At 45.3% G+C, this 13,267-nt stretch carries 8 protein-coding genes and 1 riboswitch; all 8 genes read right to left on the minus strand.

All coding sequences use genetic code 11. The annotated features are described in order from the left end of the window. Positions 1-150: 150 nt before the first annotated feature. Positions 151-717, minus strand: coding sequence for a peptide-methionine (S)-S-oxide reductase (locus B6K08_RS03110; RefSeq protein ID WP_039209702.1), 567 nt, complete (start codon positions 715-717; stop codon positions 151-153). Beyond that, complete coding sequence (meaB, locus tag B6K08_RS03115) at positions 718-1,911, minus strand: methylmalonyl Co-A mutase-associated GTPase MeaB (protein ID WP_027396268.1); 1,194 nt, start codon at positions 1,909-1,911, stop codon at positions 718-720. A gap of 12 nt (positions 1,912-1,923) precedes the next feature. Next, positions 1,924-4,125: a methylmalonyl-CoA mutase gene (gene scpA / locus B6K08_RS03120; protein WP_027396267.1), complete on the minus strand. Its 2,202-nt coding sequence runs from the start codon at positions 4,123-4,125 to the stop codon at positions 1,924-1,926. Next, positions 4,125-6,326 (minus strand): methylmalonyl-CoA mutase family protein, encoded by a 2,202-nt coding sequence (locus B6K08_RS03125; RefSeq protein WP_080325333.1) that lies wholly within the window; start codon positions 6,324-6,326, stop codon positions 4,125-4,127. The genes scpA and B6K08_RS03125 overlap by 1 nt, the downstream gene beginning before the upstream one ends. Positions 6,327-6,555: 229 nt before the next feature. Continuing rightward, positions 6,556-6,744, minus strand: a riboswitch (cobalamin riboswitch). A gap of 232 nt (positions 6,745-6,976) precedes the next feature. Further along, a complete protein-coding gene (locus B6K08_RS03130; RefSeq protein WP_080325334.1) occupies positions 6,977-9,622 on the minus strand; it encodes a calcium-translocating P-type ATPase, PMCA-type in 2,646 nt (881 codons plus the stop codon). Positions 9,623-9,649: 27 nt separating this feature from the next. Next, entirely contained in the window at positions 9,650-10,324 is a 675-nt protein-coding gene (locus B6K08_RS13505; protein WP_143254819.1) for a TerC family protein, read from the minus strand. A 3-nt stretch (positions 10,325-10,327) separates the two neighbouring features. Then, positions 10,328-11,548: an O-antigen ligase family protein gene (locus tag B6K08_RS13510; protein ID WP_234985184.1), complete on the minus strand. Its 1,221-nt coding sequence runs from the start codon at positions 11,546-11,548 to the stop codon at positions 10,328-10,330. A 241-nt stretch (positions 11,549-11,789) separates the two neighbouring features. Beyond that, positions 11,790-13,235 carry a bifunctional folylpolyglutamate synthase/dihydrofolate synthase gene (locus B6K08_RS03140; RefSeq protein WP_080325335.1) on the minus strand — a complete coding sequence of 482 codons (1,446 nt, stop codon included), beginning with the start codon at positions 13,233-13,235 and terminating at the stop codon, positions 11,790-11,792. Positions 13,236-13,267 lie beyond the last annotated feature (32 nt).

Genomic DNA, 13,267 nt, shown 5'->3' on the forward strand with positions numbered 1-13,267 from the left:
CATTATACATCACTCAAAGTCTACCACTCCAGATGATTTGAGTCAAGAAAAGTTGCAGAAATTGTCATACAAATAAAGAGGATAGCTTACGCTATCCCCTTCATAATGATTGAATTTTCTGTCAAAAACAGAAGTATATTCAGATATTGCTCAGGAATTAATATACTCCTTGAACTTTTGAATATCTATTTGCCTTGGAGCATCCGGATTCTTCTCAAAATAGTCCTGATGTGTCTCCTCCGCCTCTACAAACATCTTTATTTCTTCGGATTTAACAAACAATTTCCTCCGTTGCTTCTGATCGCTTACAGGGTCGTTAATCGTCAGATTACTTCCGGCTACTGCCGGTGGGTTGGTTCTATTGGCCATGAAGTTCAGATGAAGCTGTATTTGGGGTAAATCTTCAGGAGTGTTGTAGTATACTCCACACATAAACATCGGACCAATTAAGTCACCTTGGCGATTTTCACTGTAGGGATCAGCAACAGAAAAAAGAATGTCCAACAAATAAGAAACGTCTGTCTTTTTCGGATTATATTCCACGCAAATGCCCATCACGACATCTACGCGCCCAGCTGTCACAGATTCATAATCCACAGGAGTTGATGCTGGATTAATATAACCGCATCTCACATTGATAACACCAGTCAATTCTTTAAAAACTGCCTGTAAATCATGAAAGCTGCCACCGGAGAAATAAATCTTTTTGGTATACATTTATGACTTCACCTCGGCTTCCGGATGGAATATATCCACTTGACGGCGGGCTGCCATGTCCACATCAAACATATTTACAAGTTCCTTCACCGCCTGGGTTGGTGAAATTATTCCGTTGAGTACAGCATCCTTGACCTCCGGCATTCTGCCCGTTATAACTGGATCATCAAAGAACAGACTATGAAGGTGTTCATCAATCATGCTGTACATCCATTCCAAAAGCTGACGATTGCGGCGCTTGTTAAACACACCGCTTTCAGTTGTCATTTCTTTAAAGGCCTGGATCACCTTCCAAAGCTCTGGTATTCCGTACTTTGTATAGGCTGAACACATATAGGCATGGGTTGGCCAGCCCTCTGTTGCAGGACGGATGTATTCAATCATCCGCTCGTATTCGGCTCTGGCCACCTTGGCCTTTAGGAGATTATCTCCATCTGCCTTATTAATAACTATAGCATCTGCCAACTCCATGATACCCTTCTTGATTCCCTGAAGGTCATCACCAGCACCTGTCAGCACCACCAGCATGAAAAAATCCACCATGGAGCGTACTGTGGTTTCAGATTGGCCTACGCCAACAGTTTCGATAAGAATAATATCATAACCTGCAGCCTCGCACATCAGCATAGTCTCACGACTTTTTCTGGCGACGCCCCCCAATGTCCCCCCCGCAGGAGAAGGCCTGATAAAGGCCTCCTGACGACGGGAAAGTGTGCCCATTCTTGTTTTGTCGCCCAATATTGAGCCCTTGGTAACCGAGCTGGTAGGGTCAACGGACAAGACAGCCACTCTATGGCCAGCATCACAGAGCATATTACCGAAGGCCTCGATAATGGTACTCTTGCCAGCTCCCGGCACACCTGTAATACCTATTCTAAGTGCCTTTCCTGTATGTGGTAAAAGCCTTTGTAAAACCCGCTGTGCCTTGGCAAAATGCTTGGAATTATTACTTTCAATGAGAGTTATAGCCCGGGATAATGTCATACGGTCCCCTTTAAGGACCCCATTGACATAATCATCCTCACTTAAGACCAGCCGCCGTTTTGGTTTTGTCTTGCCACTTAATAAATTAGGGTTGATATTACCAACGGTGGTGTCCTTTATCCCCTCTATGCCGCCCATAACACTGCAGGCGAACTTTTCATTGGGCTCATCAGGAACCCAGCTTGGTTTTGAAGTGGTGTATTTTGCCATAACTCGTCACCATTACTCCTCTGCTAAATCTTCCTTGGCTCTTTCTATCAAAAGGGTCAACAGCTTTATGCCTGCCTCAGGAATATTGGTTCCTGGCGCAAAGATGGCCACTGCTCCGCTTTCGTACAAGAAGTCATAATCCTGTACTGGGATAACGCCGCCGATACAAACCATGATATCATCACGGCCCAGTTTTTCCAGCTCCTGAACCAGCTGTGGAAGGAGAGTATTATGACCAGCGGCCAAAGAGCTGAACCCAACCATGTGAACATCATTATCGACGGCATCCTGTGCAGTTTCCTCCGGGGTTTGGAAAAGAGGACCTACATCAACATCCCAGCCCATATCGGCAAAGGAAGAAGCTATAACCTTCTGGCCTCTGTCATGACCATCCTGGCCCATCTTGGCCACGAAAATTCTTGGACGGCGACCAGTAAGATTTTCGAATTCATCAGCCATTTCACGGGCCTTCTCCAAAGCACTCTTATCGGTAAACTCAGAAGAATAAACACCGGAAATGGTATGGATAACAGCCTGGAAGCGGCCGGATACCTTTTCAACGGCATCGGAAATCTCACCCAATGAAGCATGAGCACGAGCAGCATCAACAGCAGCCTCAAGAAGATTACCATTGTCACGGGACTCTGCTGCCTTTGTAATACCTTCAAGGCAACGGCGAACATCGTCATCATTACGCTCAGCACGGAGTTTTTCCAAACGCTCAATCTGGGCCTGACGTACAGCGGTATTATCAATGGCCAAAATCTCCAGTGGGTCTTCCTTTTCCAGACGGAAGCGGTTCAGACCAACGATAGATTCGTTGCCGGAGTCAATCTGGGCCTGACGGCGGGCAGCAGCTTCCTCGATACGCATCTTAGGAAGTCCGCTGTTAATAGCCTTAGCCATACCACCCAGAGCCTCAACCTCCTGAATATGAGCCCAGGCACGACGGATAATCTCATTGGTAAGTGCCTCCACATAGTAAGAGCCGCCCCATGGGTCAATAATCTTACATACGCTGGTCTCATCCTGAATGTAAAGCTGTGTATTACGGGCAATGCGGGCGGAGAAGTCAGTTGGCAAGGCAATGGCCTCATCCAGTGCATTGGTATGGAGTGACTGGGTATGACCAAGGGCTGCACCCATGGCCTCCATCAATGTACGTGATACATTGTTAAATGGATCCTGGGCAGTAAGTGACCAGCCGGAGGTCTGACTGTGGGTTCTGAGGGCCATGGACTTGTCATTGGTAGCCCCAAAGGACTTAACAATCTTCGCCCAAAGAACACGGGCCGCACGCATCTTGGCAACCTCCATAAAGTAATTCTTACCAATAGCCCAGAAGAAGGAGAGTCGTTTAGCAAAGGCATCTACTGGCAAACCGGCGGCTACACCAGTACGGATATATTCAAGGCCATCTGCAAGGGTATAACCCAGCTCGATGTCAGCAGTAGCTCCAGCCTCCTGCATGTGATAGCCGGAAATGGAAATACTGTTAAACTTAGGCATGTACTTGGTGGTATATTCAAAAATATCACCTATTATACGCATGGACATTTCTGGTGGGTAAATATAGGTATTACGCACCATGAACTCCTTCAGAATATCATTCTGAATAGTACCAGCCATTACGCTCTTATCTACGCCCTGTTCCTCACCGGAGAGAATGTAGAAGGCCAAAATAGGCAGTACCGCACCATTCATGGTCATGGATACGGACATCTGATCAAGTGGAATGCCGCTGAACAGAATACGCATATCCAAAATAGAGTCAATAGCAACGCCGGCCTTACCAACATCACCTAAAACTCGTGGGTTATCGGAGTCATAGCCACGATGGGTTGGAAGGTCAAAGGCTATGGACAGACCCTTCTGACCAGCAGCCAGATTTCTTCTGTAGAAGGCGTTTGATTCCTCAGCAGTAGAAAAGCCTGCATACTGACGAACTGTCCAAGGGCGGAATACATACATAGTGGAATATGGGCCACGAAGGCATGGTGGAATGCCGGAGGCAAAATCCAAATGATTCATGTGCTCATATTCATCATAGTTATACAGCGGTTTTATAGGAATATGCTCCATCGTTTTGCCAGTCAGCTTGTCGAAATTGGCACCGGCAGCGTCCTCAAACAGCTTACGCCATTCTTCAGGGCTTCTCTCTGGAGCTTCTTTCAGATTCATGCTGGTAAAATCAGGATTGTTAAAAGAAGCCATCACTCAATCATCCCTTTCTTCTTCTGCAGTGCCTGCAGGATTTCATAACAATTTGCCTTGACAGAAATATACTTGTCAATTCCGGCATTATCATAAGTTTCCTTAAGATCCTTAGGAGCCTCGCCTGCCAGGAATACAGTGGCATTTGGCAACGCCTTATGGAGCATAGGAGCCAGCTTAGGCACAATATCAGGATAGGTTGCATCTGTGGAGCAGATAACAACTGCATCAGCTCCGGATTCCTTGGCAGCAGCTGCAGCCTCTTCCTCTGTAGGGAAGCCGTTATTGCCCAGAACCTCAAAGGCACCCACCTGCAGGAAGCCAGTGGTAAAGTCTGCTCTTGCCTTGTGCTGTGGGATAGGGCCCATATTAGCCAGGAAAATCTTAACATTATCGTCATTCTTTTCCTTGTATGCCTCTGTCACCATGCGAAGAGCCTCATAACGCTCACTCCAACGATGTCTTTCTATTTTTTCAATTTCCTCAGCGTTTTCGGCGCATTTTGGACAAGTCATGGCACTTCTCAGCTGCTCAATGGTTGCACCAGCCTTGGCTGCCGCTATAACAGCTTCCATAGAGCCCTTCTCATCCTTAATCTTGGCAAGGGCCTCATCACAGAATTTAGTGTCGATATCATCAAGATATGATGATATTTCCTCTGAACGCAGCTTCTTATTCTCCACAAAATCCTCTGGTCTAGGGTCAAGGCGAACCTCTGTCATATTAGGATACATATTGGAACCAACAATACGATCCCGACGAAGCTCCAGCTTCTTGAAGCGCTCGGCCAAAATAAGGCCAATCTGCTCCTGAGGGTAACCCTCCTTCAGAGCCTCAACAATACCGCCCTTGGTTTCAATTACTTTGAACTCGTCCCAAATCTTTTCCTTTACCTGTTTGGTAAGGGTCTCAACAGCCCAGGAGCCACCAGCAGGATCGATTGGCTGCAGTAAGCCAAACTCCTCCTGAAGCATAATCTGAACATTTCTGGCAATACGGCGGGAGAATTCATCCCCCTTGCGAATAACCTCATCAAATGGAGGATTTTCAAAGGAATCCAATCCCCCCACAACCCCTGAGAAAATCTCCGAGGTATTACGCAGCATATTTACATAAGGATCGTATACAGTCTTGAAGAAACGGGCCGGACGGGCATGAACATACATCCTCTGAACTTCAGCACCCCCACCGAAGGCCTCCACAATCTGGGACCATATTGGACGTACTGCTCTCAGCTTTGCAATCTGCATAAAGAAATTGGCACCCATGGAGAACTCAAAGGCCACCTGTCCTGCGGCCTCGTCCACAGTAAGTCCACGCTCCAGCATTGCCCTGATATAATCAGTGGCTACAGCCAGACTGTAGGCAACCTCCTGAATATCATTGGCTCCACCATTGCTGAACACATCACTTTTTACAAAGCAAGTCTTTACACCAGGGGCATTTTTGATAGCCCACTTGGCAGCTTCATAGGCTTCGTCATAGAGCTTTGCCAAGGACTGCTTGTTTTTACCGGTTGCCACCAGTTCTCCCACTGGATTGGCGCCAATAATTCCCTTAAGTCTATTGGTTGACTGGCCACTAGACTTTAAATCAGCTGCCACCATGGACAGCATAGGTACAGCAGATGCTCCGGCATAAATGTAGATTGGATATTTTTCCAGCTTCAATCCATCCAACAAATCATGTACATCCTGCAGCGTGGTTACACTACAGCCCTCATCACCCGGCTTATCTGTTTCCCTGGCATCCACACAGGAAATAGTAGCCTTGTCGAGAGTTATATTATAAATTGTTGACCCCCTGTCAATTTCATGCTTCAGAAGCTCATTGTTCTCCTTAGGCATTGTTTCATCACAGGCCTGAGCGATACCCCATGGAGATTCTATGTAGCCGTTTGGCTTTGCACCCCTCATAAAATCATCCATGCCAGGGAAGGATTTCTTTGGCAGGATAGGGTCAGTATCCTTCCTGAAATACATTGGAGAAAATGTAATACCCTCATAGGTTTTTGTATACATTTTCTTTTCGAATGGAGCACCCTTCAACAGGGCAATGCATGCTTCCTTCCACTCATCATAAGTAGGCGGTGTAAATTCATCCAAAGGCACGTCAGGAAAATCAGTAACCTGCTCAGCCTTTTTCAAAATGGCCTGAAGATCCAGCTCTTCTTGGGCCTGACCGCTTTTCTCCTCATTCATTGAATTTACCTCCTTCACACAAAGTCATAAAAAAACCATCTGCCTAGAGTGTGCAGATGGAGATGATGGTGCGAATAGTGGCCCATAAAATAAAAAAACCGACTTAAATAAATAAGTCGGAGATTGAGACCAGATATTCCATCCATCATAGTTCCATCCCCTACCCATCGCTCGCAGGTACAAGCATTTTTTTATCAAAGGGTTGCTGGCAGCCCTTTGAATATTGCTAACGGAAATGATAAAACAGGCAGTTCTCCTGGCTCTGGATCAATGCTTGGTACGCCTTCCCAGATTACATTACCCGTAATCCAGTGACATAATTGTACCTCGCTCCCCATTACAGTGGCGGGACCGCTCCGGCTTATACCGGATTCTCTATTAAGTCTGATAGACAGACACCTGTCCTCACTCTATTCAATTTAATCTCATTCTAAATCGTTATATATTAATTGTCAATGCACAAAGGGCATATTTGTATGACAATTATTACAAAATATGCCTATGGTGACGCTAATATATCACCATAGGCATACCTACTATCTCATAATAACGCCATTGTTCATGTTTTTCTTCCCTAGAAGAAAAACTTCCAATTAGCGTTTCCCTTTCAGGACTAGCTTCGCGTCGCAACGAGGTGGAATGGACCTTCTTCATCTCGTTATTATTCTTCTTACAACGTCTACTGGTATGACCAATATTGCCATGAAGGCACATATAAGCCATGTTTTTAAGGAAAGTGGCTCAACGCTTAGAACCTCGCCACCAAATTCCACAAATACCCATTGCATGGCAAAAATAGCAAAGCTCACCAGCAAAAAAGTATTATTGCGCCCCAAATGTTCAAATACATTAATATGCTCTGTACGGGCGTTAAAGCCATTAAAAGTAATGGCCATCATAAAGGTGGCAAAAAGAGCTGACTTCAAATATGTTACTGTAACATCTCCAAAAAGCGCCCTTACCGGCTCAAAGAACAAAATGCTCAGACAAATTACCGTAATAACCAGAGCATTGATAATAACCTGAGTAAGCATTTTTTTAGTCACAATATTCTCCTGACGTGCCACCGGCTTTTCCAGCATATACTCCTGCAAAGCTGGCTCACTGCCATAGGCAATGGCCGCCAAGGTATCCATAGCCAGGTTAATCAGCAATAACTGTATAACTGTGAGCACAATATTCTCTCCCAGCATTGGTCCCAAAAAGCACACCAGTACAGCCGCCACATTAACCGTCAGCTGAAAGATAAGGAACTTTCTTATACTTTTAAATATTGAACGTCCATATAAAATTGCCTTAACTACAGAACGGAAGTTATCATCAAGGATGGTAATATCTCCTGCCTCCTTGGCTACCTCAGTTCCACTGCCCATGGCAAAGCCAACCTCTGCCTTTTTAAGTGCTGGGGCATCATTTACACCGTCGCCAGTCATGCCTACCACCATGTCAAGCTCCTGGGCAATATTCACCAGACGGCTCTTATCTGTAGGCAAGGCTCTCGCCACCACCCGAAGCTGAGGTAATATTTCCTTCAGCTCATCATCTGACATTTTCTTCATTTCACCAGAGGTCAGCACCACATCATCATCAGAGTGAATAAGGCCGGATTCCTTGGCTATGGCCACAGCAGTTTCCCGCTTATCACCGGTAATCATAACCACCTGTACACCGGCATTCTGAACCTCACGGATAGCCCCTATGGCCTCGGAGCGAAGGTTGTCACGAATGCTTATAATACCAATCAGCGTAAGGCTGCCATCATTCTCAGCCTCTCCATGTTCACTGACATGACCAGCACCATAAGCCACCGCCAGCAATCGCATTGAACGGGCAGCCTGATTATCAATATATTTTTGAATTTCGTTGACAGAATTTAACTGATGAATGGTACCGTCTGCCCCCAGATACTGATGACATTTTTCCATCATTACCTCCGGGGCACCCTTAAGATAACATATGCACTTATCAGCTTCATTCACTGCCACTGCAGAATACTTGTCCCTGGAATTAAAATACTTAAAGCCAAGGGCTTCATCACGATTGATGGCATCGGTCAGACCGGCATCCATCAATGCCTTGATTATGGAGCGGTCAGTGCTGTTACCGCCGATGACAGAATCAGCTCCCGGGTGGGCACTATTATTAAGACCAGCAGCTTTTATAAACTTATTGATATATTCCCCTGAAGCCTCTATTCCCTCATTGCTCTTCAGCTCAAGATTACCAATATGCTTTAAATGTACTAAATCTCCCAGTGCTATATCTACCACTGACAGCTTTCCCTCGGTAATAGTACCTGTTTTGTCGCTAAATAAGATACTCAAGCTGCCCGAGGTTTCAATACCATTTATTTTCTTGACTAAAACATTGTCCTTCTCCATTTTCAGACTCTGAACGGAAAGGAGCATGGAGGTAAGCATTGGCAAACCCTCAGGAACAGCACACACAATAACAGTTACAGCTACAGTAACCGCATCAATAATCAGGCGCACCCAGCCCCATAAATTGTCAGGAGCCTCCCCAGTAACAAAGGTCTTTATAAGTATGCCCAGCACAATAGCAATTGCACCTATATAGCCAAAGGCAGAAATATGATGGGCCAGCTTATCCAGCTTCACCTGTAGCGGTGTCCTGCGGGCCGTAGACTGTGCTTCCAAAGCCAACTGACCAAACAGCGTTTTATCCCCCACTACATTGGTTTCCAGATATGCCTCACCACTGCACACCACCGTACCACGATAAGCATAGTGGGGATTAAGCAGATCCTCAATATCATAGGTGTCATTTTCCGCATCCTCCAGGGAACATTTTAGTATTTCCTCAGTCTCACCATTGAGTACCGACTGGTCAATATGTACAGAGCCCTCAACCAGCAATCCGTCTGTAGGAAGCCGGTCCCCGGCCTGTAAAAATACAATATCCCCTGCCACCACGTCACTGACTGGAATTTCCCACAATTCACCGTCACGAAGAACCTTGGTTATATCCTTGGCAGCTTCGTCATTTCGCAGGGTCACAGCCTTACCTTCCTGATTATATTCACTGACAGAAGCAACACCGTTGGCAATAAGAATAGCCACCATTATTCCAACAGGCTCAAACCACTCCGCCTGACCCATAAAATAAAGTACGCCCTGAATAATCAGAGCGACTAACAGAATCATTATCATGGGGTCCTTAAACCCCTGAAAAATCTTTTTTAATAGAGAATCCCTTTCAAGCTGAGTCAAAGAATTGCTGCCATATTTGGCCCGACGTTCTTCAATTTCAGCAGAACTTAAACCCATTAAGCTCATAAAACACTCCTACACACAACACAAGTTTTAATCAGGCTGTACTTGCTTCTTTTTGCTGTAACCAATAACACACACGCCCACGGCCAGTACAGCAGGAATAATTATGGAAGCCATGGATCCCAGAGCACTCTCGATTACAGGGCCAATGCTGGCATCGTGAACCAACATGCTGCCACCCGTCCAACCTAAAATACCGGCACCAAGATAAATCAGCACTGGCCAGTTATCCAACAGCTTGCCAATAATCTGGCTGCTGCCCACAACGATAGGCACACTTATAACAAGACCAATTACTACCAACAAAAAGCTGCCGTGGGCAGCACCAGCTACCGCCAGTACATTATCAATACCCATGGCCGCATCAGCCACGATAATAGTTTTCACAGCCCCGGCGAAATTATCCGCCTCCTCTACATGACCCTCCTTGGCTGGCGCCAACAGCTTAATAGCAATCGGCAATAACAGCAAGCCACCCAAAGCCTGCAGATATGGGATAGACAAAAGATATACCGCCAGCAGTGTCATAATAATTCTTATGACCACTGCTCCCGCAGTACCTACCAAAACTGCCTTCTTTTTTAGCTCATCCGGAAGACGATGGGCTGCCATTGCAATTACCACCGCATTATCCCCGGCCAAAACCAAATCAAGTATTACGATAGAAAACAAAGCTGTCAAAAAATCCAATGTCATAATTGTCATTAATTATATCTTCTCCTTCATTACATACACCAGTCCGCAAATCATCCACAAAAGCATGGACGAAGGAACATTATACAATACATCATCTGTAAGGCCATTAAGGGCTACAGACACCAACCCCAGGCCCAAACCAAGCATCAGGCCCTTGGAGAATTCATCAGGCATAGTCTTTTGAGGGTGCAGGGCAGTAACAGTATATCCTAAAAAGAATACTAAAAAGGCACACCCACCCACAATACCAATTTCAGCAAGATAGTTCAGATAAATATTATGAGCATGAACCAAAGTCACACTGCCATCCACAATGTAGGTATCATAAATAGGATAAACCAGTGAATAGGCTCCACCACCAATACCCAAAAGGGGATGATCCAAAATCATCTGTATGGTGCTTTCCCACATAGCAATGCGCATCTCCGATGATGTGTCCACAACTGTAAACATAGTGCTCATGCGTTCAAACAGCACCGGATTCAACAGCAGAAAGCCTGCCACCAGCACTGCCACTGCCACCAAAATACGCTTGTCCTTCAATACACCGTAACCAGCCATGATAACTGCGATGGTAAGACATGCACCTCGGGCATAGGTCATGGCTATACATCCCAGAGTACAAACTATGGCTATGCCAAGGGCAATACGAAGCCGCTTATCGCTTAGAGTACCAAAAAGCCCCAGGAGAACACAAACCACTACATCCAGGTATGCGGCCAATATATTGGGATTCTCAAGAGTTGAAAAAACACGTTTGCTAAGCTCTGGAAAGGCTTCACCATCAACCCATTTCATTTCCGAGGTATCAATACCGAAAATGAACTGGAAAAAGCCGTAAGCCACAATAATGGCTGCTGACGCCCCCAAAGAATAAGCCAGCAATCTCACATGCCGAGAATTTTCCAAATTTTGGGTTACCAGCACATAGGTCAATAAATAAATTACCACCAGCACAAACCATATCGTCAGTGTATACACTTTATCAGGTGACACTAATATTGACGCTGCACTGCACAACAGGTAAACGATAATGGGCCAATGAAAGGTGGTACGCTTTACATGGAAATCCGGATCCTTCCACCAACGAAGCAAAAATAATGCTATGCCAATTCCCATAAATACTATAGCAGTAGTTTGTGATAATCCGATGAAAAAAGCCTCCATCAAAATTGATAAATATATTGTATCCTTAACGGCCCGAGATGATGCCAATCTCTTTAACCCACTCAACTACTCTCACCTCAAAAAATCTATAATCACATTCATATAATTATAACGCAGTTGTTCAAATTTTCCCATATTTATATGGGAAAATATTCCATATAGCGTTTCCCTTTCAGGACTAGCTTCGCGTCGCAACGAGTTCAGTTTTTATCTCGTTATACAAAAAAAAGAAAAAAAATGGAACCAAAAACAATGGTCCCATTTCTCTCCCCCATTAACATCGTATAAACAATCTGCACATCACTATCTACTTTAATAGAGTACGCAAATAACCAATAAGATACAGCGAACCGGCACATATCACAATTGTATCTGATTCCGTACCTTCACTCTCCCTTGTGGCATTTTCTGCCAGCTCCATACCACGCTCCAGTGCCTTTTTCGGATCACCAATAGCATCCTTGTTTTCGACCTTTGCACATTCCAAAAGCTCCACAGGATCTGCTGCTCTTTCTGATGAAGGCGTTGTAAAGATAACTCTGTCCTCAGGACGCAGAAGTATCTCCAGCATCCCCTCGAAATCCTTATCCCTGAGAATTCCAAGTACAAAAATCCGTTTTTTGTCAGGATAATAGTAATCCAGACTGTCCCGAAGTGTTCTGATGCCTGCAGGATTATGAGCGCCATCGATAATCAGCTCATAGCCATTACGAGGCATAACCTCAAAACGCCCTGGCCACTGAACAGAGGTCATAGCCTGTTTTAATGCCCGCTGGGTAATACGCAAATCATTTACTGCCAGCAACATAGCTGCCGCAGCCGCCAGACTGCTGTTGCTCACCTGATGAAGCCCCATTAGTGCCAGCTTATAGTCAAGGGAAGCCATCTGGTCATTATGGGAAGCAAATTCCACCAACTGGGTTCTTACGGTATTTCCCTCTGACTCGCACCTGCCATAAGGCAATGCTGACAGGGCCTCTATCTGCAGGTCAATCATGGAAGGACTCATATTGCCCACACTGGTATTGCCCAGGTTAGGTGGGATACTAAGCTGCCCCAAGGGTTTAATCGGTTTAGCTTCAAAATCCCTGCCAACAATATATATCTCTGACTTATTATCTGCCGCCACCCGTTGAATAATTTCCAATGCCATACCATCTGCACCAGCTATTACAGGCACTCCAGGCTTTATAATACCCGCTTTATGTTTTGCTATACCTTCCAGAGTACCACCACATTTATCTGCGTGCTCAAAGGATACGTTGGTAATGACAGAAACCTCAGGAGTAATTACATTTGTGGAATCCAGCAGACCACCCAGACCAACTTCAATAACAGCGTACTCCACCTTTTCCTTCATGAAAATATAAAATGCCGCTGCTGTCAGTACCTCAAACTGGGTAGGGTGCTCGTCCCCCTCTCCCACCATAAAGTCACAGAGGTCACTAACCACAGTAATAGCCGCCGCCATTTTTTCCCGGCTTATTTCATTACCGTTGATAACAACCCGCTCGGTGTAAGAATCCAAATGAGGAGATGTGTACATTCCCACGCTGATGCCTGATTTTTTAAGGATTTCCGCAAGCATACAGGTAACAGAGCCCTTACCATTAGTACCGGTTATATGAACGGTCTTGTATTTATTTTGGGGATTTCCCATCAATTCAAGAAGCTTCTGTATTCGCCCAAGACCCAAGTTCATGCCAAAGACATTAAGCTCCTCTAAATATTGTAGTGATTCTGAATAATTCATAATATCCCCCTAACAGCACTACTAACCAAAAA

This window comes from Anaerovibrio lipolyticus DSM 3074, assembly GCF_900141865.1.
Taxonomy (GTDB): Bacteria; Bacillota; Negativicutes; order Selenomonadales; family Selenomonadaceae; genus Anaerovibrio; species Anaerovibrio lipolyticus.